Source organism: Shouchella tritolerans (assembly GCF_025770735.1).
Lineage (GTDB): Bacteria > Bacillota > Bacilli > Bacillales > Bacillaceae_D > Shouchella > Shouchella tritolerans.
In genome coordinates this window covers 36,515-62,935 of sequence record NZ_JAODPB010000006.1, presented here as the reverse complement: position 1 = coordinate 62,935, position 26,421 = coordinate 36,515, and the positions used below count along the sequence as shown (strand labels likewise).

Annotated in this window: 23 protein-coding genes; 16 read left to right on the top strand and 7 right to left on the bottom strand. The window is 44.4% G+C overall.

From position 1 onward, the window contains the following. The first annotated feature begins 11 nt into the window (after nucleotides 1-11). Together N6H06_RS18350 and N6H06_RS18345 are read left to right on the top strand one after the other, a co-directional pair. On the top strand, nucleotides 12-602 hold the full coding sequence (locus tag N6H06_RS18350) for a class D sortase (protein WP_062750268.1): 591 nt from the start codon (nucleotides 12-14) through the stop codon (nucleotides 600-602). 301 nt (nucleotides 603-903) lie between these two features. After that, nucleotides 904-2,388, top strand: a complete 1,485-nt coding sequence (locus tag N6H06_RS18345; protein ID WP_263707660.1) for a helix-turn-helix domain-containing protein — start codon at nucleotides 904-906, stop codon at nucleotides 2,386-2,388. Nucleotides 2,389-2,612: 224 nt separating this feature from the next. Here N6H06_RS18345 and N6H06_RS18340 read toward each other — a convergent pair whose 3' ends face one another. Further along, complete coding sequence (locus N6H06_RS18340; protein ID WP_263707659.1) at nucleotides 2,613-4,067, bottom strand: esterase/lipase family protein; 1,455 nt, start codon at nucleotides 4,065-4,067, stop codon at nucleotides 2,613-2,615. A gap of 199 nt (nucleotides 4,068-4,266) precedes the next feature. On the opposite strand from N6H06_RS18340, the gene N6H06_RS18335 reads away from it, so the two are divergent. The 8 genes from N6H06_RS18335 to uxaC all read left to right on the top strand — a co-directional run bounded on the left by N6H06_RS18335 (nucleotide 4,267) and on the right by uxaC (nucleotide 10,908). Then, entirely contained in the window at nucleotides 4,267-4,920 is a 654-nt protein-coding gene (locus N6H06_RS18335; protein WP_263707658.1) for a futalosine hydrolase, read from the top strand. Continuing rightward, the gene (locus tag N6H06_RS18330; RefSeq protein WP_062750263.1) at nucleotides 4,889-5,719 is read left to right on the top strand and encodes a 1,4-dihydroxy-6-naphthoate synthase; all 831 of its coding nucleotides are present in this window, start codon (nucleotides 4,889-4,891) and stop codon (nucleotides 5,717-5,719) included. Before N6H06_RS18335 ends, N6H06_RS18330 begins: the two co-directional genes overlap by 32 nt. 54 nt (nucleotides 5,720-5,773) lie before the next feature. After that, nucleotides 5,774-6,364 (top strand): chromate transporter, encoded by a 591-nt coding sequence (locus tag N6H06_RS18325; RefSeq protein WP_263707657.1) that lies wholly within the window; start codon nucleotides 5,774-5,776, stop codon nucleotides 6,362-6,364. Beyond that, on the top strand, nucleotides 6,361-6,900 hold the full coding sequence (locus N6H06_RS18320) for a chromate transporter (RefSeq protein ID WP_062750262.1): 540 nt from the start codon (nucleotides 6,361-6,363) through the stop codon (nucleotides 6,898-6,900). Before N6H06_RS18325 ends, N6H06_RS18320 begins: the two co-directional genes overlap by 4 nt. A 103-nt stretch (nucleotides 6,901-7,003) precedes the next feature. Beyond that, complete coding sequence (locus N6H06_RS18315) at nucleotides 7,004-7,756, top strand: DeoR/GlpR family DNA-binding transcription regulator (RefSeq protein ID WP_213029503.1); 753 nt, start codon at nucleotides 7,004-7,006, stop codon at nucleotides 7,754-7,756. A gap of 99 nt (nucleotides 7,757-7,855) precedes the next feature. After that, nucleotides 7,856-8,608: a 2-dehydro-3-deoxy-D-gluconate 5-dehydrogenase KduD gene (gene kduD, locus N6H06_RS18310; protein ID WP_263707656.1), complete on the top strand. Its 753-nt coding sequence runs from the start codon at nucleotides 7,856-7,858 to the stop codon at nucleotides 8,606-8,608. A 50-nt stretch (nucleotides 8,609-8,658) separates the two neighbouring features. Beyond that, entirely contained in the window at nucleotides 8,659-9,489 is an 831-nt protein-coding gene (gene kduI / locus N6H06_RS18305) for a 5-dehydro-4-deoxy-D-glucuronate isomerase (protein WP_213029502.1), read from the top strand. Beyond that, the gene (gene uxaC / locus N6H06_RS18300; protein ID WP_263707655.1) at nucleotides 9,490-10,908 is read left to right on the top strand and encodes a glucuronate isomerase; all 1,419 of its coding nucleotides are present in this window, start codon (nucleotides 9,490-9,492) and stop codon (nucleotides 10,906-10,908) included. Here uxaC and N6H06_RS18295 read toward each other — a convergent pair. After that, nucleotides 10,865-11,491, bottom strand: coding sequence for a GNAT family N-acetyltransferase (locus N6H06_RS18295; protein WP_263707654.1), 627 nt, complete (start codon nucleotides 11,489-11,491; stop codon nucleotides 10,865-10,867). The genes uxaC and N6H06_RS18295 overlap by 44 nt on opposite strands. A gap of 165 nt (nucleotides 11,492-11,656) precedes the next feature. Then, nucleotides 11,657-12,412: a MerR family transcriptional regulator gene (locus N6H06_RS18290; RefSeq protein WP_062750257.1), complete on the bottom strand. Its 756-nt coding sequence runs from the start codon at nucleotides 12,410-12,412 to the stop codon at nucleotides 11,657-11,659. A 163-nt stretch (nucleotides 12,413-12,575) separates the two neighbouring features. Here N6H06_RS18290 and N6H06_RS18285 point away from each other — a divergent pair, with 163 nt between their 5' ends. Next, nucleotides 12,576-13,676: a type III polyketide synthase gene (locus N6H06_RS18285; protein WP_213029498.1), complete on the top strand. Its 1,101-nt coding sequence runs from the start codon at nucleotides 12,576-12,578 to the stop codon at nucleotides 13,674-13,676. Continuing rightward, nucleotides 13,673-14,224: an isoprenylcysteine carboxyl methyltransferase family protein gene (locus tag N6H06_RS18280; RefSeq protein ID WP_213029497.1), complete on the top strand. Its 552-nt coding sequence runs from the start codon at nucleotides 13,673-13,675 to the stop codon at nucleotides 14,222-14,224. Before N6H06_RS18285 ends, N6H06_RS18280 begins: the two co-directional genes overlap by 4 nt. A gap of 49 nt (nucleotides 14,225-14,273) precedes the next feature. On the opposite strand, the gene N6H06_RS18275 is transcribed toward N6H06_RS18280, so the two are convergent. The 3 genes from N6H06_RS18275 to N6H06_RS18265 all read right to left on the bottom strand — a co-directional run bounded on the left by N6H06_RS18275 (nucleotide 14,274) and on the right by N6H06_RS18265 (nucleotide 17,099). After that, nucleotides 14,274-14,396 carry a hypothetical protein gene (locus tag N6H06_RS18275; protein WP_263707652.1) on the bottom strand — a complete coding sequence of 41 codons (123 nt, stop codon included), beginning with the start codon at nucleotides 14,394-14,396 and terminating at the stop codon, nucleotides 14,274-14,276. Between the two features lie 16 nt (nucleotides 14,397-14,412). Further along, on the bottom strand, nucleotides 14,413-15,459 hold the full coding sequence (locus N6H06_RS18270; RefSeq protein WP_062750254.1) for an AimR family lysis-lysogeny pheromone receptor: 1,047 nt from the start codon (nucleotides 15,457-15,459) through the stop codon (nucleotides 14,413-14,415). Nucleotides 15,460-15,812: 353 nt separating this feature from the next. After that, on the bottom strand, nucleotides 15,813-17,099 hold the full coding sequence (locus tag N6H06_RS18265; RefSeq protein WP_263707651.1) for an MFS transporter: 1,287 nt from the start codon (nucleotides 17,097-17,099) through the stop codon (nucleotides 15,813-15,815). Between the two features lie 734 nt (nucleotides 17,100-17,833). Between N6H06_RS18265 and N6H06_RS18260 the strand changes: the two genes are divergently transcribed. Together N6H06_RS18260 and N6H06_RS18255 are read left to right on the top strand one after the other, a co-directional pair. Continuing rightward, nucleotides 17,834-19,585: an ABC transporter ATP-binding protein gene (locus N6H06_RS18260; RefSeq protein WP_263707650.1), complete on the top strand. Its 1,752-nt coding sequence runs from the start codon at nucleotides 17,834-17,836 to the stop codon at nucleotides 19,583-19,585. After that, complete coding sequence (locus tag N6H06_RS18255) at nucleotides 19,582-21,579, top strand: ABC transporter ATP-binding protein (protein ID WP_062750251.1); 1,998 nt, start codon at nucleotides 19,582-19,584, stop codon at nucleotides 21,577-21,579. Before N6H06_RS18260 ends, N6H06_RS18255 begins: the two co-directional genes overlap by 4 nt. Nucleotides 21,580-21,920: 341 nt before the next feature. Here N6H06_RS18255 and N6H06_RS18250 read toward each other — a convergent pair whose 3' ends face one another. After that, entirely contained in the window at nucleotides 21,921-23,375 is a 1,455-nt protein-coding gene (locus N6H06_RS18250; protein WP_263707649.1) for a serine hydrolase domain-containing protein, read from the bottom strand. A gap of 661 nt (nucleotides 23,376-24,036) precedes the next feature. On the opposite strand from N6H06_RS18250, the gene N6H06_RS18245 reads away from it, so the two are divergent. Together N6H06_RS18245 and N6H06_RS18240 are read left to right on the top strand one after the other, a co-directional pair. Then, nucleotides 24,037-25,629 carry an ATP-binding protein gene (locus N6H06_RS18245; protein ID WP_193754530.1) on the top strand — a complete coding sequence of 531 codons (1,593 nt, stop codon included), beginning with the start codon at nucleotides 24,037-24,039 and terminating at the stop codon, nucleotides 25,627-25,629. After that, nucleotides 25,626-26,297, top strand: coding sequence for a response regulator (locus tag N6H06_RS18240; RefSeq protein WP_062750249.1), 672 nt, complete (start codon nucleotides 25,626-25,628; stop codon nucleotides 26,295-26,297). Before N6H06_RS18245 ends, N6H06_RS18240 begins: the two co-directional genes overlap by 4 nt. Nucleotides 26,298-26,421: the final 124 nt, after the last annotated feature.

Sequence of the window (26,421 nt, the reverse complement as noted above, 5' to 3'; positions counted from 1 at the left end):
AGGACCGCGATATGAAACGAATTGGAAATTTGCTAATCATAACAGGTCTAATTGTTTTGGGGGCATTTGTTTATCAACTAATGGCTCATGAACGTGCCCAAGACAAATCACTGGTAGAAGCGAAAGCGTATATAGAAAAAGCCGAACGTGAATGGATTCGTGCTGGAGAAGACGAAGACGCTGGCGCTGTAGAGGCCTTTCGTCCAGACGCTCACGAAGCCTTTGCAACATTAGAGATTCCAAAGCTAGATCGGACAATTGCCGTTGTTGAAGGAACCAATGAAGAGGCTTTAAAAAATGGCGTAGGTCATTTATCCGAATCTGCTTTTCCTGGGCAAGATGAACAGATTTTGTTATCTGGTCATAGAGACACCGTATTTCGTAACTTTGGGGAGCTAGAAATAGGCGACTCTTTTATTGTGACGATGCCTTATGGCAAATTTACGTATGAGCTAAAAGAAACCGAAATTGTTTCCGCAGATGATACTTCTGTTATTCGAAAAATGGGGGAGGAAGTGTTAGTCATAACAACTTGTTATCCTTTTCATTATGTAGGAAGCGCCCCTGAGCGATTTGTCATTTATGCGTATCCTACAACTTAAACAGTGCATCGTTTTGCCTTGAAGGGAATGCAGCAAAAGTATCGATTTTTTGCTTTTAGGAGAAGCGAACATACTGTGTAAGCATGTCACCATAGGGCATGCTTCTTGCCAATGTACCTCTCAAACCTGAATTTCAAAAATCTATGTGACGCATTTTCGTAAGAAGAATACAGTGTCGATTGTAAATTGACATAAAGAATAGGCAATGAGTGTCTCTCTCCGACAGTAGCATAGATATGGATGAATACAGAGAACAAATAGAACAATTTAATTTATGGAAGCAAGAGAAGAGGTGAATGGCTTGGATTATTTTCTGAATGGGAGTGCAGTTTCTAAAGTACGAATCCTAAGGTTTTTGGAGGCCCAAAGCCAAAGTGTCACACTTACACAGATAGCAGAAGTATGCGGGATAGAAAAACGAACAGCGAAGAAAAATGTACATGAATTGGCTATGGAACTAGAAACCTTAACAGACCAAGCCACAATCGTTCGCTCAGAAAAAACAAAAGGCTATTGGTTGAAACGCTCGTTTGCGTTTTCCGTTAAGACAATCGAACGGCTGTATAATCATAACTCATTGCCTTACCAGTTTCTAGATACTGTTTTCAAGGGTCAGTTCGTCAATAGCGTTAAGTTTTCAAACGAAGCATATGTTAGTTATGGATCCCTTTATCGTTCTCTAAAAAGATTAGTGCCGCTTTTAAATACGTTTGATTTGGACATTCAATTAAAAAGGGAGCCCATTATTCATGGCGACGAAAAACAAATTCGTTATTTTTATTATCTTTTTTATTGGGATTCCAGTTGGGCGGAGGAATGGCCATTTGACGTTATTAGTCTGAAACAAGCAGAATCGTTATTGTACAAGGCGTTTGGGAGTTGCCAGGAATCGTTGTTGTATTGGGTAGGTGTAAACGTAAGTAGAATCCGCAAAGGATTTACCATTAACAAGGAACGTTTTTTTGACGTGTTTGTGAAAACACATCCTTTGTTTGAACAATTCCGGAAAAATATCTATACCCTTTATAAGGAGCTTACAAAAATAAATGATCGAGATTTAGAGGATGAAATTGCCTTTTTATTCTTAGCCTTCATTTCTTTTTCTTATATAGAAAAAGGCGACCAACGTTCCATTTCTTTTATCCAGAATGCTTTTTCCAACGCTTCTGCTGATTTTGTAAAACGGACAATTCAATGGTTGGATCGTTTTATTGATTTTTTTGGTGTCGCGATTAGTGGCGAAGAATATACAACACTATATGCTAATCTAATAAACATTCATTTGGCAGACAGCTATTTTAGGGGTAATTCCTTTTTTTTCAGTCACGATCATTCTGAAACAGAGCCTGCCCAATTGATTGACTCGTTTCTGGATCATTTGACCACACAAGTGATTTGGTTAGATAAAAAGACAAAACGAGAATTGCTAGATAGGTATCGATTTTTATTAAGAAATGTATTGGGTTTTGATGGTGCAGTAAAACCTATTAAAATCAAGCTGTATTCCATTTTTGGCAAAGCAGGAAAAAACGTAGGTTTAAAAATGGTTCAAGAAGTCTATCCACATTCGCGTTTTTGTGAGCCGGGGGAAACACCAGATTTGATTGTTTCAGATCGCGATTATGTAACGTTAAAAAAAGAAAAGGCAAACGGAGCGGTCGTCTGTATATTGAATGTGAACAATCCAACGAAACAAGATTATTTGCGGCTGGAAAATTGTATTAGAAGGATTCTAAAAAAAGAACGAGTCGCAACCGACAGTAAGCGATGTCATTCATTGAGATGAGCAGCTACAGTTACGTTTGTGTGGTTTCATAGATAAGGTTCCTTTTTCGGTATCGAAAAAGGAACCGGCAACTATTATTGGCTTACACATGCTATTTGTCACATCGATGTTAGTGGACCAGCTGCTTTGGTAGGGTTCCTTTTTGTTATTGCGGGTAATTGACCGTATTCTTCCTCTTCTTTCAGTCCGTTTCTTAAACTCGCCGCTATCAAACCATTATCCGATCATTCATAAATAGTGCCGTGCTTATCGACATAGCGGTTGGTAACGATCGTCCGTTCAAAGCGATCACCGTTTCTTGTCATCCCTTCAATATCAATGGTAATCGTTTGCGAAGCATCTTTTTGAGGAGGCAGCGCGTGAAGCGAAGCAGTATTGGCTGCGATGTTGTCATCATTGATATGGACGGTGTAGCGTGTTTTGCTAATATCGATGGCATTCGGGTCAAGGTCAGACTGGAGGCGAACGCTGTCAAAAGCGATGGCTGACGAAACACCGCCTTCAAGCGCCATAACAGCTAAATAGGCTGTTGGTTGCGGGTGTGCCATTTTTAGTTCCCATTCCCCGGCACTCGGATGATCCATTTCAAAATGATGGGCATAAGCTCCGTAAAAAACACTGTGCTCTTCCTCGGCAGTGACGGCGGCAACATGATAGACTTGCCCATCTGGGGAGTGAAGTTCAACGGAGTCAAGCTTTTCATTAGCGAGCACTGAGATTTGCGCTTTATTTACGTTTGGTTCGACGACAAAAGACTGGCTGGCATTTCCGTTAAATTGGCCGCCACGGACTATGGCTGCGCTCATGGGCTTCGCCTCCTCCTCTTCCTTAGCCTGTGCACCCATTTGCGCTTGCAGCAAAGGAAAAACAAGATGGCCTTGCGCCACTTGCATATGGTCCCAACGGTTGGAAGCAAGTTCTGGTGCGTAGCTTAGTCTAGAGCTATTTACTGTCACAGCCCCATCATTAGTGCCGAAAAATTGCAAATATAGCCCGCCGAAATAGAGAGCAGATCCAAACGAGCCCCAAGACGTTCCTGAAATCGTCGAAAAAGGGACAGATTGCCCAGAGATTAAAGCGTCTGTTTGCGCTCGAAAATAGGCCATGTTCCCTGTTTGCAAAGAGGCAGTGCCTTCTGAGCGTTGGCCGATGATTTCCGCGAGCCAGCCAGCCCAGTTGCTATATGCTAAGTTGGCAAGTTCGCTTCCGTGGTGAGGCGAACCGAGCGTAATGACTTCTTTTACATAAGGTTCAGCCCCATAATGAAGGAGCGCAGTTTGCGTATCAACGCCGCCTTTGCTATGAGCAACAATTGTGACTTTTTCACCAAAATAGTGATAAATATCACGGATTTTTTCCGCTAGCAACTCGCCATTTTGCCAGTTTGATTTATCTGGGTGCAAATTGATGTAGGCGCTCGGAAATCCTTGCTCATACGTGTGTACAAACATGTCATTTGGCTCGAACCAAGTGAGTGCAGAACTATTAAGGCCGTGGACAAACAAGATCGGCGATCCAGCAGTCGTTGCTGGCGTATCACCGACAACCCATGTTCCTGGCGGAGCGCCAGGGGCTGGTTTTCCTGCGCCAAGAAACCCAGCGTGTGCGGGAGCTTGCGGCCAAAAAAGCAGGAAAGACAACAAAAATAAAGTAAGCGCTTTCAAAAATAATTCTTTCATCCAAATTCACTCCTTATTTGTAAGATAATACATTCTATGAATGATTCCTTGCCTCATGTATAGGTTATAGAAGTGATTCTTATTTTGAGCAGGCTTGAAAGCAAACAAATGGACTTTGTTGGCAACTTCATTTATGGTATACTAGATCGTTAGAATCGTTGGAAAGGATTGTTGGCGCGTGATAGACAGGAAGCCTATTTTGATTGTCGTTTCCGTGGAACCTGAAAAGCAGGCTGTCTTACAAGGGTTGGGAAATTCTTCAGCCTATGAAGTACTCGTTGGCGGCGTAGGGATCGCCCAGGCAGCAGCGCGTACAGCAAGGCAGCTCGCCCAAAAACACTATCAAGGAACGATAAACATGGGGATTGCTGGTGGCTTCCCAGGAAAAGCGGCAAATGGCACGGTTGCTGTCGCAACGTCGATTATTGCCCCGGAAATAGGAGCAGAGTCACCAGAAGGGTTTTTGACGATTGATTCGCTCGGTTTTGGTACACAAACATTGCCTGCAGTTGCAAACGATGCTTATATTGGGAAACTTGAAGAAGCCGTATCTGTAGCAACTGGTGCTATTTTGTCCGTGATGACTGTGACTGGGACAGAAGCGACATTAAACGTTCGTCAATCTTATGGGAAAGACGTAGTGGCAGAAGCGATGGAAGGGTTTGGTGTAGCCAATGCGGCAGCGGAGTTTGGCTTGCCTTTTGCCGAAGTAAGGTCCATTTCAAACCAAGTAGGCATTCGCGATAAAGCAAGCTGGGAATTTGCGAGTGCTTTTTCGTCGTTGACGAAAGCAGCAGAGAAATTGAAGGAGGTTGAACAACTTGGAGATTGCTTTTTCGCCATGTCCAAATGACACATTTGTCTTTTATGCATGGGTTCACGGGAAGATTGCTGGTGCCCCTAAGTTAAATGTAACCTATGCCGATATTGACCGCACCAACTATTGGGCGATTGATCAGACGGGGCCTGAAGTCATGAAAATTTCTTACGCTGCGTTGCCGTATGTACTGGACCATTATTGTCTAGTGCCGAGCGGAGGCGCTCTTGGTCGTGGGTGCGGGCCGCTTGTGTTAACGAAAGAACAGCAAGAAGCAACTGCTCTTGAAGGGAAAACAGTTGCTGTCCCAAGTGACCGCTCCACTGCATACTTATTGTTCCGTCTATGGACTGAACAAAAATTGCCTGAAAATAACATTTTTATAAAGGTGATGCCGTTCGACCGTATTATGCCTGCAGTCGCAAAAGGGGAAGTCGATGCAGGGCTCGTCATCCACGAAGCACGCTTTACATACCAAACGTATGGCCTGTCCCTGTTGCAAGATTTAGGCGAATGGTGGGAACAAGATACAGGTTTTCCGATCCCATTAGGCGCGATTATTGCCAAGCGCTCCCTCGATAAAGAGCAATTGGCGAAGTGGGCCCAACAATCGGTTGAGTATGCATGGGCACACGCTGAGGAGACAAGCGACTATGTGCTTTCACATGCCCAAGAGCTTTCAGAAGAAGTCGCCAATGCCCATATTGAACTTTATGTAAATGAGTTTACGAAGTCACTTGGAGAAGACGGCTATCAAGCGGTTGAGAACTTGTTAGGCCGCGCGATGGAACAAGGGCTTGTGCCTAACTTCGACATCGCTAAAATTCGGTTATAGCGCTAAGCGGAGCTTTGTAAACTAGAATGAATAGAGAAAAGAGGGATAACCGCAGTGGAGAAAGAGACCGTGACGCAATATAGGCAGCTAGCACTGGCGATGCTGCGGACAGGGCTGTTTGGGTTTGGCGGCGGCCCGTCTGTCATGCCACTGTTTCGGGTGGAAGCTGTTGATACGTATAAATGGATGGACAATGAGGAATTTGGCGAGACGTTGGCGATTGCCAATACGTTGCCAGGCCCCGTGGCAACGAAAATGGCGGCCTATTTAGGTTATCGATTGAAGGGCTGGACTGGCGCTTGTTGGGCAACGTTGTGGCATATTTTTCCTACAAGTGTAGCGATGGTGTTGCTTTTTTCGCTTGTTGATGCCATTAGTGGTTCTGAGGTTGTTGCTGGCATGATAGGGGCAGTTACGCCTGTTATCGCCGTTTTGCTCGCACAAATGGCGTATGATTTTGGCAAGAAGACGGTTAAAGGCTTCGGCTGGGTTTTTGGCATCCTCACTTTTCTCATTGCCTTTGCCGCTTTGCAAGGGTTTGACGTCCACCCTGGTTTTGTGATTATTGCCTTTATTATTTACGGTGTATTTCATTATAAACTGGTGGATAAATGGCGGAGCAGGCAAAAAGGAGAGTCGTCATGATTTTATTATATTTATTTATCGCATTTTTTCTTGCTAACTTGCTAGGCTATGGTGGTGGCCCGGCTTCCATTCCGCTTATGTTTGAAGAAGTTGTCAACCGCTATCACTGGTTGACGAGCGATGAGTTTTCCAATGTCCTTGCCTTGGCAAATGCTCTGCCAGGGCCGATCGCAACAAAAATTGCTGCGTATGTTGGGTTTGCTGCCGGGGGCTGGTCAGGTTTTATCGTTGCCCATGCAGCGACCATTGTTCCATCAGCGCTGGCCATGATTTTGTTGATGCGTGTTTTGCGAAAGTACCGCCAATCAAATGTGGTCAAAGGCATTTCCCTTGCTGTCCAGCCTGTTATTTGTATATTGATGGTAGTGTTGACATTCGATATCATTGGCGATGCCGCTGCCGAGATTGGTTGGCTTCAGTCATTGGCAATTGCAGCGGTTGCTTTTCTACTATTGACAAAGGCAAAAGTCCATCCGGCGTTAGTGATTGTCGCCTCATTTGTTTACGGGGGGCTTGTCATTCCATTTCTAGGGTAGGCAGCCGGTTAGGTAGTCAACAGGCAGTTTCACAAAAAGCTGCCTGTTTTTTGTGTTTATTTATGTTCGTTTATGTGTGATAATGGAACGGAGGTGAAGAATCATGTTCACATTGGAACGGCACGAAAAACTGCTTGCCTATTTGGCGAAACATAAATCGATACGCGTTTCCCAAGCGAGCGAATGGCTTGGTGTTACGGAAAAAACAATCCGCCTAGATTTAGAGCGGCTTGAAGAAAAAAAGCTGCTCAAGCGCGTTCATGGCGGTGCCGTATTAATGGAAACCGACACAAGCTTGTTTCCGATTCAGGAACGGGAGCAAAGAAATGAAAAGGAAAAGCACGATATTGCTGAAAAAGCAAAATCGTTGATTTGTGAGAATGACGTGATTTTGCTGGATGGCGGCAGCACGACACTTGCTCTTGCTGAGCGCCTTGGCGACAAGCCGATGACGGTCATTACCAATGACATCCGGATCGCGAATGCCCTTTATGAAAAAGAAGCAATCCAGCTTATTTTGCTCGGGGGAACACGCCTAGGCACTTCTTCCGCACTGTATAGCCAGCAAACGACGGCGATGCTCAAGTCGTTGTATGTGCAAAAAGTATTTTTAGGGGCGACTGGCGTCTCTGTTGAGCATGGCTTATCGATCCTAAACAGTTTTCACTATGAATGGAAAAGAGCGGCAATCCATTGTGGACGAAAAACGATCTTGCTGTCTGATTCAAGCAAGTTTGGCCAAGTTGGTTTAATGCGATTTGCAGACATCACAGAAATTGATGAACTTGTCAGCGATGACCTGTTAGACAATGAAACACGAAGCGTTTTGGAGGAATACAGCATCAACGTTTATTAACAAATGCAGTAAAAAACGCTGCCTTGGTTGTAAGCCGTTTCAAGCTGTGATATGATCAAACGTAAATGAACCAAAACAAACACATAAGGAGGAATGGGGATGGAGATGTTTTCGCTTGCAGGAAAAACAGCCGTCGTCACTGGCGCTAGCCGAGGGCTTGGCCAAGGGATGGCGCTCGGACTTGCCGAAGCGGGTGCTAACATCATTGGTGCAGGAATTAGCGATATGACGGAAACAAAACAAAAAATAGAGGAACTTGGCGGGCGCTTTTATGGAATAAAAGCGGACTTATCTCAGCCTGATGGGGCAAAAGAACTGGCCGCTAAAGTTTTGGATCATGTTGAAAGCGTTCACATTTTGGTCAATAATGCTGGCATCATTAAGCGGGCTGATGCGAACGTGTTGGATGATGCGTCGTGGCGGGAAGTATTGCACGTCAATGTGGATGCCGTATTTACACTCTCTCGGGAAATTGGCGCACATATGCTTGAAAAGGGATCAGGATCGATCATTAACGTGGCCTCGATGCTGTCGTTCCAAGGCGGTTTGCGCGTTGCCGCCTATACAGCAAGCAAACATGCCGTTGCTGGTTTGACGAAAGCCCTTGCCAACGAATGGGCCAAAAAAGGGGTGCGCGTCAATGCGATTGCCCCAGGGTATATGGTTACAGACAATACAGAAGGGATTCGTACAGATGAAAGCCGTTATGCCTACATTAGCTCGCGGATTCCGAAAGGCGAATGGGGGCTCCCTGATGATTTGAAAGGCCCTGTTGTTTTTCTCGCATCGGAGGCGTCAAACTATGTGAATGGCCATATTCTAGCTGTTGATGGCGGTTGGTTAAGTGCGTAAACGAACCATTGTGTCTCTAACAAACGAAAACGTGAAAAGGGGAAATGGAAATGGATATTCGTTATGAAGTAGGGCCAAGAGATTTTAAAACGTATACAACAGAGGAAATGAGAGATGCTTTCCTAGTCGAATCGCTGTTTGAAGAGGGTGCACTCCATTTAAGCTATTCCCACTATGATCGACTCATTATTGGCGGCGCTGTGCCAAGCCGTGAGGCGATTGTCCTAGACGCAGGCGATGCTTTGAAGACCGATTATTTTCTTGAACGGCGCGAGTTGGCTGTTATCAATATCGGTGGCGAAGGGACGGTAACGGTCGGAAAAGACACATACAAGTTGGCAAAGCGTGACTGCCTCTATGTCGGTAAAGGCAATGAACATGTCGAATTCACAAGCAACGATCCACAACAACCAGCCCGATTTTATTTAGTGTCAGCCACTGCCCATCAAACATATCCGACGAAACTGGCACCGATCGGAGAAGCGCAACCGACGAAACTAGGCTCAGATGCTGAATCAAATAACCGGACGATTTACAAGTATGTCCATAAAGACGGGATTGAAAGCTGCCAGTTAATGGTAGGCATGACGCTGCTCGAGCCAAACAACATGTGGAATACAATGCCTGCCCACCTCCATGACAGGCGAATGGAAGCCTATTTGTATTTTGATATGGAAGAAGATACCCGTGTGTTCCACTTTATGGGGCAGCCGCAGGAAACGCGCCATTTAGTGATCAAAAATGAACAGGCTGTCATTTCGCCGCCATGGTCGATTCATTCAGGCGTCGGCACAAGCAATTACACATTTATTTGGGCGATGGCTGGCGAAAATTATACGTTTACGGATATGGACACAGTAGCGATGGAGGAGCTGAAATAAATGATCTCAACAAGAAAAGCATTCATTCACGAAAATTTCATGCTGCAAAATAAGACAGCAGAAACACTTTACCATACTTATGCAAAAACGCTGCCGATCATAGACTACCATTGCCATGTCCCCCCACAAGAAATTGCCGAAAACCGCCAATTTAACAACATTAGCGAAATTTGGCTCCATGGCGACCATTACAAATGGCGGGCGATGCGTGCTGTCGGCGTCGAGGAAACGTTTATTACAGGCGATGGGGATGATAAAGAGAAGTTTCTTAAATGGGCGGAAACGGTCCCTTATACAATGGGCAATCCTCTCTACCATTGGACGCACTTGGAATTGAAACGTTATTTTGGCATTGACGAGCTGTTAAGCAGTGATACAGCCGAAGCCATCTGGAGCGCCACGAAAGAACAACTGGCAGAACCAGAGCGGTCAGTCCAAGGCATCATCAAGCAATCGAATGTCGAAGTAATTTGCACAACAGACGATCCGAGTGACCATTTAGAAGCCCATCAGCAAATTAAAACAGGTGGAGCGTGCCAAGCAGCGGTGTACCCTGCCTTTCGCCCAGACAAAGCCCTGTTTGCTTCAGCGCCTAGCTTTGTCTCTTATTTAGAAACGTTAGGGACTGCAGCAGAAGTGGACATTTCATCGCTCCGCTCTTTATTGGAGGCACTGGAAAAACGGGCAACGTTCTTTGCCGAGGAAGGCTGTGTTCTTTCTGACCATGGGCTTCGCACACTCCCGTTTATAGATACGACCGAAAAAGAAGCAGAAGCGGCGTTTCAAAAAGCGCTAAACCAAGAAACGCTTACGCCGCAAGAGGAAGAAAAATACCAAACATACGTATTGTTGTTTTTGGCACGGCTGTACAACAAACTCGGCTGGACCATGCAATTTCATCTAGGGGCATTGCGAAACAATAATTCGCGGATGGCTGAGCAAGTTGGACCAGACTCAGGTTTTGATTCTATGGGTGATGACCGTTTTGCTGAATCATTAAACCGTTTTTTAAACGAGCTAGAGCGGACGAATGAGCTGCCAAAGACGATTTTATATACATTAAACCCGATTTATAACGAGGTGATCGCGACTGCGATTGGCAACTTCCAAGGAGGCGGCATACCTGGAAAAATCCAGTTCGGTTCAGGCTGGTGGTTTAACGATACGAAAGATGGCATGGAAAAACAAATGACCGACTTGGCAAACAACGGTTTGATAAGTTTGTTTGTCGGTATGCTTACGGATTCCCGTAGCTTCCTTTCATACACGCGCCACGAATATTTTCGCCGCATTCTTTGCAATCGCATCGGTGAATGGGTTGAGCGGGGCGAATGGCCAGCAGACGAAAAATGGCTCGCCAAGATTGTCGAAGACATTAGCTACTATAATGCAAAGCGCTATTTTGCTTTCCCGAAATAGACTCAGGTGGCCGGGAGACAGACGGATGAAAAGCTGTATAAATGCACGTATCCATCAGTTCTCCTGTATGTGGGCTCCGTTCGTTTTCTAGCAATGTCGCTTCAAGCATAAAGCCGAGCTTCTCAGGAATCGCCCGGCTTTTTTTGTTGTTTCGATCACAGCGAATCTCAAGGCGGTGGGTATAGTGTGTAAAGAAGGCATAGGACATAAGCGCTTTTGCCGCTTCGGTCATATAGCCTTTTCCAGCAAATCGGCTATCGATCCAATACCCCATTTCCATACGCGGGACATCCCAGTTAATATGATGGAGTCCGCAGGAGCCGACAAAAGTGCCGGAACGCTGCTCAAATAAGTGGAAATGAAACGCTTTTTTTTGCAAAAAATCAACATGTGCTTGCTGTACACCTTGTTCAGCTTGCTCTGGCGATGACATTCTCTCCACCCATGGAATCCAGGGTATCAATTCTTTTCTGGAAGCCTGGAGCGCTTGATACAAAGCAAACCCGTCGCCAGGCAGTGGCAGCCTAAGGAATAACCGTTTAGTCAAAAGCTCAGTTGACGCTTGCGAATGGGGCCGATACATCAAAACGCCTCTTTTCCTTTCATATGGAATCTAGCATTAATTCAATGTATGGGAAAAAAGGCTGGTTTATGAATAATGGCGAGCAGCTTGGAGGAGCAAGCTTACTAGGAATAACCCAGTTGAAGAGAACTTCAAACTGGGTTCCATCCGCACACTTTCGTCAAATCATTGAAGATAAGCCAATATAGCATCGCGCAAGAAGACGGCTCCTCCAGGGACTGCTTTGTTGTAGTAAGCAGCAAAGCGCTCATCGTCTACATACATTTGGGCAACGCCAGCGTGTGCCTCTTTCGAGTAAGATGCCCACGAGAACTGGAGCCACTCTTTATGGGTCTGGGCCAGTTTTCGGGCTGTTTCAGAAGTAGGGTCGTTCGTTGCCAGTGCTTCTTTTAACAAGGCAAAGACTTCCTGTTCTTTTGCTTGCATGGCGTCGTATTGCTCTTTCGAGAGGCCACGAAATTTGGCATTAGACTCATCAACCGTCTTGTCACCGTATTTTTGGCGAATTTCTTCTCCATACGCTTTTTCATTGTCTGCAATTCGCTTTTCTTTCAATGCGTCAAATTTTTCTTTGTCACTCATCGATTCTGCTCCTTTCTTTGAGGCAATCGTCCGCTCAACCGTGTCGATAATGCGGTCAAGACGGGCGCGTTTATTTAGGAGTTGGGCACGGTGCTCATAGAGTGCCGTGATAGGATCAAAGGAATCATCGGTCACGAGCTGCATAATCGTTTCAAGGTCAACATCAAGCTCACGGTAAAATAAAATTTGCTGCAACAGGTCGACTTGTTTTTGGCCATATATCCGATAACCTGACGAATTGACCCGTTCTGGCTTAAGCAAACCAATTTCATCATAATAACGAAGCGTCCGTGCACTGACGCCTGCTAATTGAGCCAGTTTTTTGACCGTATACTCCATTTCAACTCCCCCTTGAGTTAACAATAAAGGTTTACGTAACGTTAATGTCAATACAAAAAAAGAACATTTTTTCTTGCGATTAGGTTCCCTCTATAGAAGCGGATGCATGCACAAGGAAAGGATCGGGCATGCTATAGGCATTCTAACGTAGAGGTGAGCGATAGTGCCTACGATTTTATCGGTTAGTACATATGATCCACCCCATCCACTCAAACAGGAACAGACAGTGGAGTTTGCCCGGGAACTATTTGCTGAAAGTTTTTCAGACATCGAACGATTATTAAACGTTTTTGCCAATGGGGAAATTGAAAAGCGCCATTTTTCCGTGCCGTTGGAGTGGTTTCAAACTAGCCACCGTCTAGGAGAGCGGAACGACCTCTTCATTGAAAAAGCAACGGACTATAGTGTAGAAGCAGTAAATAGATGTTTGGACAATGGCCATTTTTTGTCAAGAACAATCGCTCCCGAAGAAATCGATGCGATTATTTTTGTGTCCTCGTCAGGCATGGCGACACCATCGATAGACGCTCGCATCATGAACAAACTGCCTTTCCGTCCTGAAACAAAACGGTTGCCTATTTGGGGACTTGGCTGCGCGGGAGGAGCTGCGGGCTTAAGCCGTGCTTACGACTATTGCCTCGCCCATCCGAAAAAAGCCGTTTTAGTCGTCTGTGCAGAGCTATGCGGACTCACTTTCCAAAAAGAAGACCAATCGAAAAGCAATTTAATTGGCACGTCGCTCTTTGCTGATGGCGTCGCATGTGCCCTTGTTGCTGGGCATGCCTCACCTCTGCTCGCAGACGCCGCCCAAGCCTATCGCCCAGTAATCCGTGCGACCCAATCGGTACTGATGCCTGATTCAGAAGACGTTATGGGCTGGGATGTACGGGACAATGGTTTAAATGTGATCTTTTCCAGGCATATTCCAACGTTAGTGGCCCAATGGCTAAAGCCAAACGTTGAGGAGCTGCTTCGCCAAGAAGGGAAAGAGATCGGGGAGATCAATGCTTTTATCGCCCATCCTGGCGGAAAAAAGGTGTTGGAAGCGTATGAAATAGCACTAGGTTTTCCAGAAGAAATGACGCTGCTTTCCCGCAAAGTGCTAAAAGAGCATGGCAATATGTCTTCCCCCACAGTCCTTTACGTGCTAAAGGAATCAATGGGAGAAACGCATAAGCATGGCGATGTCGGCCTCGTCGCTGCGCTGGGCCCCGGATTTTGTTCAGAAATGTTGGTGCTTGAATGGGCAGGTGGCCTCCATTGACATGGGCCTATATTGTGATTGCACTGATTATCATTCAACGCCTCGTGGAAGTAAGGGTAGCGAGAGGAAACGAACGTTGGCTGAAAGCACAAGGGGGCGTTGAAGCGGGGACAGCCCACTATCCATGGATGGTTGCGCTGCATTGTGGTTTTTTTATTTCGCTGCTGATCGAAGTGACATTATCCAATATAGGGTTTTCGCGTTGGAGCGCGATTCCCCTTGTCATTATCGTCCTTGCCCAAATCATACGCATCTGGGCGCTTTCCTCCCTCGGTAAATATTGGAACACGAAAATCATCGTGTTGCCAGAAGCGCCAGTCATTGAAAAAGGGCCCTATCGCTTTTTGCGCCATCCCAATTACATGGTCGTAGTGGCCGAAATCGCTTTTGTCCCATTGCTGTTTCAAGCGTATTGGACGGCTATTGTGTTTAGTCTATTAAATGCGGTCATGCTGACGATCCGGATTCCCATCGAAGAGGCAGCCTTGCAAGGAGAGACAGACTACGGCGAACGATTTAAGGAGAAGAAGCGGTTTTGGTTGGTGTGAGAACGAATAGAAACCCCAAGCCTTGAAGAAGGTTTGGGGCACATAAATTTTAAAGGAGCTGTCCTGGTTTAGCCTGTGTGGTAATTTCAGAGCTTTGTTCAGTAGGGAATGATCCAAGAGAAAAGGAAAAAAGAACGACAAGAGTTGAAGATATTACAAACCATTTTTTCATGTAAATTAACTCCTTCTTAAAAAAATTTGATTTTTTTAATTTCTTTTTCCGCAAATCCAATCATATGGGTGTATCCCTCCGACGAAAAAGCTTTAATCGCCTCGAAAAACAAGGGAATACTTTTAAGTGCTTTTGCTTTATAAAACAGCAAATGTGCGTCTTTTTTTCCAGGCGTCTCTAGTTGGGAAATGATTTCTAAAGCTTTTCGGGTTTCGCCCCTAACCACATATTGATGTGCTTGTTCTTTCGGCATCACATGGTCAATGTCGAAAATTTCGCCGAGCATATTTTTCACAAACGGGATATAGTCATACTCCAAGTTCTGATGATAATGATCCAACTTAGAGCGTTGTGCGTAAAAAAGAGCTTTTTGATGTGCATCTAAGCATTGTTGCCTGTTGTCTTTTAAATACACAAGCCCAAGGCCATGATAAGCAGTGACCAGAAGTACATCGGGAATGGCCTCTATTACTGTGGCGGCTAAATAACAACGTTCTGCTTCCTCATAGTCTCCATCGCCGAATAAGCTAGCATTGCCTGCAAGCAAAGTCACCCGTGCTGCAAGTGCACTTTTGAAAAATCCACTAGGCATCGTTTTAAATTGTTCTTTAAATTGTTTCATCATGGGTGTTAAATTATTGATGCTACCGTGATTGTCAAAATAATTTAGTTCAGCAATCTCTAATCTCATTCGCAATTGGGGATGTTTGACTAAGCCGAATAAATTTCGGATATTACGGATCAAAACATCATCGATTTTTAAATGGGGCAAAAAATCATAGAAGAACCGATAGACTTGGACCCATTCTTGCAATAAATCATCATTTTCATGGATCTGGATCATTTTTCCTAATGTGTCAACTTGCCTAAACAAGTTCGCGTACTCAAATGCATCTTGCACATGTCGGAGTCTTTTAACGTGTAAGGCATAAATATTCATTAAAGGAACGTAATCATTCGGCAGCGTTTTCTTCATCATTGTCAACACTTGTTCAAATGAAAGTTCTGGATGGTTGTTTGCGAGGTCTTTCATCAATTGTTCTGTAATTTGTTCTTTCTGCAATACACCGTTATTGGCAATTGCAATTACAGGTTGTTGAATGATCTTCCCTCCTTTTGTGGTTTGGCTTATTTAAATGGTAGTACAGCAAATGACACAAATCAACAACTTTCTGCTAATTTCTGATTTTCCCAATACGCAGCTAGTTAATTTTTGTCGTTTCTGTAGAAATAACGAGGAATGAAGTTGCTTTTTGTCTTTTGAGGGGGAGAAATGATTGTTTAAATGGAAGTGGAAGGTAGTGCTTTGGGTAAGGGGACCGTGAGTATCCAAGCGTACATTAAAAACAATCCACCAGACGGCAATCGAAATAAAAAACAGCTTTTGTTTTTAAGCTGTTTTTTTTAATGCGGACATTAAATCTTTTTCATAACTGGCCTGAATGAAATGATCATACAAACTATGAACAAAATAAAACCGAGGCACGCCATGATGTAACCGGAGTATTCATTCCCATAAGCGTTTATTAATGAGCCTACAAGGAAAGCACCGATAGGCTTGCTTATAAAGCTGAAAAAAGCAATCACCGAACTGATTCCAGCAAGCATATGAAAAGGAATCATTTTTTGGCGTATCGTTTTGGAGAAAATATCGGTAGGTGCAATGACAATACCGCCTAAAAAAAGAATGACACATACGAAAACGACATTCGGTACGATTCCTATAAAGAAATATAGGAGGCCATGTAGACCTATCAATATCCCCATCGTCATAGCAAAAGGAACTTTCCATTTAATATTGCCCGCCAAAAATAAGCCTAATATAAAGCCTACTGAGTTTACAGACATTAGTAATCCATAAACAAATCCGTTACTTTCGAGAACGTCAACGGTGAAAATAGGGTAAAGTACTTCAATCGGCCCAAATACAAATAAATTCCACAAAAATCCTATAAGCAAGATGGATAGCATAGGGGGTGTCTTTACAATAAACAAAACCCCTGTTTTTAGGGAGTTTATAAATGTTTTTGGTTTTGTTTGTTCGTCATTGTTTTGTTCAATTTTATAGTAGTCTTTATAATCCTTGTTTCTCTGAGCAATGATTAGCATGACAATACCGAGAAAAAGAAAGGAAGCCATGTTAAGAACGAGGCCGTAATAAATGCCAATTGTAGATACAAATAAGCCACCTATCAAAGGCCCGATAATGTAAGACGCATCAAATTGAATGCCTTGCAAAGCATTGGCCGGAATGAGCTGCTCTTCTTCTCTTACTAAGACCTTTATCATGACGAATTCCGATTGTTTGCTAAGTGGAACAAATATGTATTCTAAAGTCATCAGTCCTACAATCACCCACGGGCTAATTCCCTCTTCGATATATAATAGCGATATAAATAAAAATGTTAAAATAACCGTTCGAATTCCGGTACTAGAGATTAAGCTAGTAAACGGTCCCCATTTGTCTACTAAATGCCCCATATAAGGAGACATAATCGCGTAAGCAGATTGAGTGAGTATGACGAGTGTGGTTAAGTAAATGGCAGGATGGTCGAATTGAGTTGTTAAAACCCAAGTTGTGATCACCCAAGCAACCAGATCTCCAGCCAATGAAAACATAGAGACTAATAGAAACCACAAATAGTCTTTATTACCCCAAATGGGTATATAGTTTTCAAATAAACGAGCGAATTTACGTTTCAAAAAATCCCCTCTTTGATTTCGTTATATAGGATATCCCCACTTTTCAGTCTAAAAATCTCAAAAACTTACTTGTCAACATTGCGGTATTTCCTTTTAATAAGGCATTGTGTTTATCGTAAATTTTATTTTTGAATTTTTCAACCTATTTTTGAACTTTTTACAAAGAGAGTCCTCCTCGTCTGCATGATTAAGTTGTCGTCGCATCCTTTTCTTCATCTGAATTGAATCAATCAAATAAGAATGTAAGAGACACTTCTATTGCTGTTGAACCGATTTTATTACGGCATCAATTGAAGACCCAACTTAACAAAACACCTTGCAAAAACCTCTTGCTTTTTATCAGATAAATCAGGTAAGCTATAAACAGCTTTTTACTTTTTTGAAAGGGGATGAGACAGATGACACGTAACGTTTTTGGTACTGCACGGTTAAAAACGGAATACCGCGTTTGTCTCGTCGGCGAGCTGCCTTTTCATCGGTAGGTTGCGCCTTTCAGAACGAGGCTGCGTCTATCAGCGCGCCTTTGCACACGTATATGCTTACATAAGTGACGTTGCGGCATGCCGCAACGTCTTTTTTGTAGGCAAAATGTTTGGGAATAAAAGGAAACAAAAAAGGAGGAACAACATGTGAGTAGGTTGATGGACCGAATTCCACTTTTGCTTGATTTAGGAGAACTAGAGGGTGGATAGCAAAGCAATGATCAAAGTTTGAATAGAGAGAAGTGAGAGAAAATGTTTCGTGTATTGAAGCAATTGGCTTGGTTTTTCAAAGAGCAAAAAAAACGGTACACAGTAGCGGTTGTATTGCTACTTGTGGTCAGCGTTGTTGATTTGATGCCCGCTTTATTAATTGGGGAAGCGGTGGACGCATTCCAGCGCGGTGCATTGTCTTATTCGTATGCTTTTAGCATAATAGCGCTGTTGGTTGTTATCATTATAGCCAGTTATTGGATTAGTTTTATTTGGATGCAGCAATTGTTTGGCGGCGCTTTTATTTTGGAACGGAAATTGCGTTCCCGTTTTATGCGCCATTTGTTTGCGATGGATCCGCCGTTTTTCGAGAAACGGAAAACAGGCGACTTGCTTGCTCGTGGGACGAATGACATGAAGGCGATTTCGATGACTGCTGGATTTGGCATTCTGACGTTGTTGGATTCAGTCCTATTTATGGGGATCTTGCTTGCTGCGATGGTTCTTTTAATTGATTGGCGTCTGACGCTGGCGGCGGTTGCGCCGTTGCCGCTGATTGCGTTAGTCGTCACTATTTTAGGGAGTATGATCCATTCCCGTTTTTCAAAAGCGCAGGAAGCGTTTGGTGATTTGAACAACCGTGTGCTTGAGTCGGTGGCAGGGATGCGCGTCATCCGGGCCTTTCGGAGCGAGCGTCGTGACGAGACATTATTTGCCAAAAAGAGCAACGATGTATACAAGCGGTACATGCAAGTGGCGCGTGTCGAGTCGTTTTTTGACCCTGTTGTCAACATGGTCGTTGGCTTAAGTTATGTGATCGGACTTGGCTATGGCGCTTATTTGGTGTTCCACCAACAAGTGACACTTGGACAAATCGTCACATTTAACATGTACTTAGGGATGTTGATTTGGCCAATGTTTGCGATTGGCGAATTGGTTAACATTATGCAGCGTGGAGGCGCTTCTTATGACCGTGTCAACGATACTTTAACGGTTGAAAAAGCGGTTCAAGCGCCGGATGTGCCAGTTGAAGGCCTTGGCGACCATTTGCCGATCCGGTATGAAAAGGTGAGCTTTTCATACCCAGGCGCAAAAGGAAATCAGTTGGAAAACGTCTCACTGACAATCAACAAAGGGGAAACGATTGGAATTGTAGGAAAGACGGGGAGCGGCAAGTCGACGCTTGTGAAACAATTAATGAAGTATTATCCAGGACTAAGTGGGGACATTTCTTTTGCCGGTGTGTCGATCGCCGATTTGCCACAAGAAGAAATTCGCGGTGCGATCGGTTATGTGCCTCAAGACCATGTGCTCTTTTCCAAATCAGTACGTGAGAACATTCTATTTGCTGCTGAAGATGTTACAGAGGCTCAGTTAAACGAAGCAATCGAAGCTTCGGCTTTCGCCCAAGACCTCGCTTTTTTGCCGGAGGGGCTTGATACGCTCGTTGGCGAGAATGGCGTGTCTTTATCTGGTGGCCAAAAGCAACGGATTTCGATTGCACGCGCGCTCGTGACAAAGCCGGAACTGTTAATTTTGGATGATTCGTTGTCTGCTGTCGATGCTAAAACGGAGGCGAAGATTGTCGCCAACATCCAAAAGGAACGTGCTGGCCAAACAACGATTATTACAACGCACCGGATGTCCGCGGTTGAACATGCCGATCAAATCATTGTCCTTGAAGACGGAAAAGTAGTAGAGCGGGGCACCCATGCGCAATTAATGGAAGAAGGCGGCTGGTATGCAGAACAAGTTAGGAACCAATCGCTTGGTGAAGAGGAGGTGAATGTATGAGTACGGAAAAACGGCTCGTTCGTTATGCGTTAACAAGCAAGTGGACGATTATCGCTGCTTTGCTTATGTTAGCCGTCGCTGTAGCAGCAGAGTTGACGGGGCCTTTTATTGCAAAAACAGTGATTGACCGCCATATTTCAGGAATTGAAGAGCCATGGTATGAGACCGAAGCAGGCAGCCAGGCAGTCTCGTATAATGGTGCCTATTACACACGGGAAGCTTACGCCGATAGCAGCCAAATCCAAGGCGAACCTGTACAAATTATGCAAATCGGCACGTCGTTTTACTTTACGGAAGAGCCACTTCCTGCTGACGGAAGTCGTTCTTTTCAAGACGGAGAGCTGAGGATTGAGGTAGGGGGAGACGTTTATACGGCGGAAGCGGTACCGTTGTCGACTTCCGAAGTTCTTGCGTTTTATTCGCCGGAAATCCCGCTTATTATCAACTGGCTGTTGCTTTACCTAGGGATTGTGTTTGTCGCTTCCTTCTTCCGCTACGGCCAAAGTTACTATTTAAAGAAAGCGGCGCACCGCATTATCCAGCGGATGCGGGTCGATGTATTTGGTCAGCTTTCCCGAGTACCTGTACGCTTTTTTGACCATCAGCCTGCCGGGAAAATCGTTGCCCGCATTACGAATGACACCGAAGCGATCCGTGAGTTGTATATGACCGTGCTCGCCAACTTTTTCTCAAGCGGCATCTACATTGCCGGCATTTATGTTGCTTTGTTTATCCTTGATTGGCGCCTGGCGCTAATGGCGCTTGTGCTATTGCCGATTTTGTATGCCTGGTTTAAAGTGTACCGTAAATTTGCTGCAGGCTATAACCGGAAAATCCGCGCAAAAAATGCGGAAATTAACGCTGCAATGAACGAAGCAGTCCAAGGCATGAGCATTATCCAAGCATTTCGCCAAGAACCAAAAACGGAAGCCGCGTTTGAAAAGTTAAACGAAGAACATTATACGTATCAAGCAAAACTGCTTAAACTCAATTCATTAACATCCCACAATTTGACGTTTGTTGTCAAAAATGTGGTGTTTGTTGGGCTGATTTGGTGGATTAGCGGCGGAACAGCAGGCTTTTTAACACTCGGTGTGTTGTATGCGTTTGTGGATTATATTAACCGTCTGTTTGAGCCAGTTAACCAAATTATTAATCAGCTTGCTAATTTGGAGCAAGCCCGTGCAGCAGGTACACGGGTATTTGAACTAATGGATGAAGAAGGAAGAGACGTGGATGATAGTGAAATTCCGCGCTTTAAAGGCGAAGTAGCGTTTACGGATGTCCACTTTTCTTACAAAGACGGCGAGCCTGTCCTAAAAGGCCTGTCGTTTCGCGCAAAACCTGGGGATACCGTTGCTCTTGTTGGTCATACGGGGTCTGGAAAAAGTTCGATTATCAACTTGCTTTTCCGCTTCTATGATCCCCAGACTGGCACGATTTCGATCGATGGTGTCAATACGAAGACACTACCACCTCAAGCAATGCGGGCGCATATGGGCATTGTCCTCCAAGAACCGTACTTGTTTTCAGGTACCATTGCCGAAAACATCGCCTATGGGCGGCCTGATGCGACACGGGCTGAAATTGAGGAAGCCGTTCGCCTTGTTGGCGGAGAGGACGTGTTTGCCAAACTGACGAATGGCTTAGATGAAGAAGTATCGGAAAAGGGCAGTACCTTATCAAGTGGGCAGCGGCAGCTTGTCAGCTTTGCCCGCGCTCTAGTCGCTGATCCAGCCATTCTTGTTTTGGATGAAGCCACGTCGAGCATTGACACGGAAACGGAAATGATCATTCAACGCGGGTTAGAATCGTTAAAGGCGAACCGGACGACGTTTGTGATTGCCCATCGATTGTCTACCATTAAAGATGCTGACCAAATCATTGTGCTCGACCGTGGTACGATTTTAGAAAAAGGCACTCATGAAGAACTGTTAGCTGCAGGCGGGACGTATGCCCACATGTACTACTTACAGCAAGGGCAAGCCGTGTAAGTTGGAGTCCTACCAATTAAACAAAAAAAAGACGCGAAATCTTATCTGTTCGCGTCTTTTTTCATGCGCGTGGCGTTGTTTGGCGTGGTATAGCTATGCCATAATAACCGTCTTTAGATCGGGGATATGGTACAGGGCCGCTTGTAGAGCCTATCAAGGTACACGAAAATGGCAACATCACTGTTACGTTTAAGATCTACTTCCCTATAATGGATTATACGGAAGTGAACACTCGATTCGAAACAGTTTAACAGACCGCTAATAAAAAGGCAGTTTGTTTTCCTAATATAACTGGGTCAATAGGTCCCGTATTTTAAGGAAAACAGCGTTTATTGCTTACCCTAATGGATGTTTTTGAGCGGACGGTTATCTCGGCCAGAGTATACAAACCATGCAAGGCTTGCTGTTAATAGTGTTACCGAAGTGAGGGCAGTAAGAATACTATAGGTTTCCCAAACAAGTATGATCGACCACTCAAGGGCAAAGCCTGTTATACTTAGAGCCACTGTAACTAGTAATAAAATGAAGGATGCAATTTTTCTTTTTTTTGTTATTGGCTGCTTTTTATTTAATTTTCGCCTTCGGAATCCGAAAACGACAAACAAAACAGTTAACAAGCAACAAGTAATAGTGACAATGGACAAAAGAATATCCAAAAGCTGTGCGCTACTAATTTCATAGGTTTGCGACAAATTGCCGTCTAATATATCTTTGATTTTAAATACTATGTTGATATTGATATTGGCGCCGTTGGCCAATAAGCAGATGGCTGTTCGTTCATTGGTTAATATCACCACTTGGGTTCTGAAGTTTGGGTTTTCTCCTGAGTGCTCGATAATCGTTTGGTCGGTGTTTACCATCCAGCCTGCTGCATAATACATCGTGTCAACAGCCAGAACGGATCTATCCCCCTGATGCGATTTTTGAATAGCGTTGTGAAATATTTCTGGTATATTTTTCACAATTCCCATCTGAATGCCCATCCAGCGCGCCATATCTTTTGTAGAAGAGATGATATAGCCTGCGGGTTTATTTCCGGAATAATCCGGCGCGTTATACGGGGTTGTTATAAAAAAAGAAGAACGATAACCTTGTGCCAGCTGTCCAGTAGCCATGGCATCCTCTTTATAGACGAATGTCTGGTTAAGGCCTAACGGCTGGAATACCTGTTCGCTCATAAAGCTTTCGTAGCTTTGACCCGATACTTGCTCGATAACCAGACCTAATACATCATAATTAATGGTTCCATACGTATATTGTTTGCCAGGAGGAAAGGATAAATCAGCATCCACCAGTACTTCCACCGTCTTTTGCAGCATATCGGGCGTATTGCCTTGAGGGATAAGCTGGGCATGTTTATTATTGGTCAGACCGCTTGTATGATGGAGAAAATTATTAAGAGTAAGGCTCTGCATATCAACAGGTTTTCCTTGATATTTTAGCGTAAGCCAGGGTAAATAGTCGTGAATTGAGTCGGTCATAGATAAAAGTCCTTGCTCCTCCAGCAACAGTATCCCTATGCCGGTAAAGGCTTTACTGACCGAGGCCAGCTCGTATAATGTGTTTTCACTTGCGGGTATTCCTTTTTTAAGGTCTGCATAACCGGAGGAGTAATAGAATTCTTTCTCATCGGCCAGAATTGAGACTGACAAGCCCGGCACACCGGATATACGAGAAGCATCGTCCAGCAGCGCCTGTATGGCCTCCGCCTGCGCATCTGACATCGCATAGCTTCTTTGCGGGAGTACTGAAAACAATAGAAGTACCGTTATCATAGAAACAAGTGTTTTTTTCATAAGATCTCCCTTTTTCGAATAATGAGTGGTCTAAAACCCTGATAACTGCATAATTTGGCAAGTTTACCGCACCAAGCGTATTTGTGAAGGTGTCTGCAGTAACGCTCATCTCTATCATAAACGCCCCATTGTTCAAAATCCTTTGTTCCATTTGCTATTGAAGCCACGGTCATGCATATAGTTTTTATGGTTGAGCTGATAAGTAGCAACATTCTATCATTACTAGTGAGCGTAGAAAAGCTATTATTTGAAGTTATGCCTGCGGCACTTCAAAAAGTGGCCGATATATTGCCGTTGACACATGTTGAGAGCTGCTTCACTTGACATGCCAATGGATAGTGTTATCATTCCCGTGGTCGTGATGATTGTACTTACAGTGATATGTATGAGTCTGTCACTTCGCTTTTTTAAGTGGAAATAATTTGCTAACCATAAAACAACAAGCACGTTGGAAGCAAGTATTTTTATAAGTTGTCCTAACCTGTCCTTCCCACTCAGCTATTAAGTATAGCAAAAGTAGAAGTTCGTTCCCTTTTTGGGCGTGTCGTTTCACTCTAGGGAAATTAGCCAGTACAAATAAATAAAAAACGCCATCCCATCGCCCCCTTTTCCAGACTCTTTGAAAACGTTATACTAGACAACAAGAGAGGGGAAGCGTGACGTGAAAAAGCGGTCGCTTGAAAAGAAGTTTATCGTATACGTAGGCGGGCTCATCACACTGATAATGGTGCTCGTCACAGCGGTATATGTCTATTTAGAACGAGACCAGGCGCGCCAGCTTATTGGTGAACAAGCGTTGACGACTGCCCAAGCTGTTGCGGAAATTCCAGACGTAAAAAAAGCGCTGGAAGCGGGGGCGAGCACAGTCGAGCTTCAGGAGTTGATTGCTGCTATCCAAAAACGGGCAGGTGCAGAATATATTGTGGTTGGTGATGAGAATGGCATCCGCTTAACCCATCCGGACCATGAAAAAATCGGCATGCCAATGGTAGGCGGAGACAATGAACAGGCGCTAGTCTACGGAAAAAGCTATATTTCGTTGGCGGATGGTTCCCTTGGCACTGCGGTGCGGGGGAAAACGCCTGTTTTTAATGAAGAAGGCGGCGTCATTGGCGTTGTATCAGTAGGATTTATGATCGGCTATATCGATTCCATCTTTAAACAGGGTGTGGTTGTATTTTTGATTTGGCTGCTGTTGATTTTTTTAGTCGGAATCGCAGGAAGCACGGCATTGGCACGAAGCATCCGCAACGACACGTTCGGGCTTGAACCTTACCAAATTGCCAGACTCTATAAAGAACGACAAGCGGTGTTCCAATCGATAAAAGAAGGATTGATCGCAACGGACCAAAAAGGGATCGTGACCCTTGTCAATCAGTCGGCGAAAGATTTGTTGCAAATTGAAGATGATGCGGTCGGGAAACCAGTCGAAGCGGTGCTTACACAATCAGAGATGGCAGCGGTTTTAAAAGAGCAGCACCGCAGAGGGCCACACGAAGCAATTTTTCGCAATAAACGGTTGATTGTCCATTACAAAACAATTGAAGAGAACGGTGAGTATGGCGGGAAAGTTGCTAGTTTTCAAGACCGTTCTGAACTATACGAGCTGATTAATGCTCTGTCTGAAATGCAGCAGTACTCCCAGGATCTTAGGGCGCAAGCACATGAGTTCACCAATAAGCTGTATGCCATTTCCGGCTGGCTTCAGCTTGGCTATAGTGACAAAGCGCTTGAATTTATCCACGAAGAATCGGGCGTACATACGCGCCATGAAAAAGTCATTTTTGAGCAAATTGCTGATCCAACGATTCAGGCCGTATTGCTTGGCAAGCTTTCCAAGGCATCAGAAAAGAAAGTCACACTAGCCATCAATCCAGAAAGCGCGGTGTCATTTATATGGCCGGCGCAAGTGACTGCTTCGTTAGTTACAATTATTGGGAATGTGATTGATAATGCATTTGATGCCGTATTGGAAACAAAAACGCCAGAAGTCGATGTGTTTTTGACGGACATCGGCACAGAGCTTGTCATTGAAATTGCCGATAATGGCACTGGCATTGATCCTGATGTCGTTGAACGTCTTTTTGAGCAAGGGTTTACTACAAAAGAAGGGGGACATCGCGGTTTTGGGCTCTCTCTCGTGCAAGCGGCATTAAAAGAACTAGGTGGCTTTCTTGAAATTGAGGCGAATAAGCCGACGGGGACGATCATTAGTTTGTATATTCCGAAGGTAAAGGAAGGGGGAACAACATGAAAATAATGATCGCCGAAGATGATTATCGAGTGGCTGAAATTCACGAACAGTTTTTAAGGAAAATGAAAAATATAGACGTTGTCGCAAAAGCGCAAAATGCGACAGAGGCTGTTTCACTTGCAAAAATGCACCAGCCTGATGTGCTGCTGCTGGATGTGTACTTGCCAGATCGCCTCGGCGTAGACGTTTTGCCAGAGCTGCACCAAGCGTGCTCCGATATGCAAATCATCTTGATTACCGCGGCGACTGAAAAAACAATCTTCCATAAAGCGTTGCGAAATGGCGTTGTTGACTACTTGGTGAAACCAATTGCGTTTGAGCGTTTGCAACAGTCGGTCGATAAAGCCAAAAGCTTGCGTAAGTGGCTCCAGGATAGCCAGCCGATAGATCAGCAAGCAGCGGACCAATTTTTCCAAGGCGCCAAAACCAAACATACGCCACCAGTGGCATTGCCAAAAGGAATTGACCAGTTGACGCTTGAAAAAGTGCGCACATTGCTGCGTCAACAATCGGAAGGGGTAACAGCTGAAGCATTAGGGCGGAAATTTGGCGCTTCACGGACAACTTCACGGCGTTATTTAGAGTATTTAATTTCAACTAATGAAGCAAAAGCAGAGCTGGAATATGGCATTGTTGGCAGACCGGAGCGAAAGTACTGGGCAACGTAATAAGGCAAGAGGGTGTCTCTTGCCCTTTTTTCGTGAACTTTATGAACAAAATAAATAATATGCACTTAATGAACGTTATTTTGAAAACGGTTACATTATGAAAAAAACTCAGTAAGATAAGAAA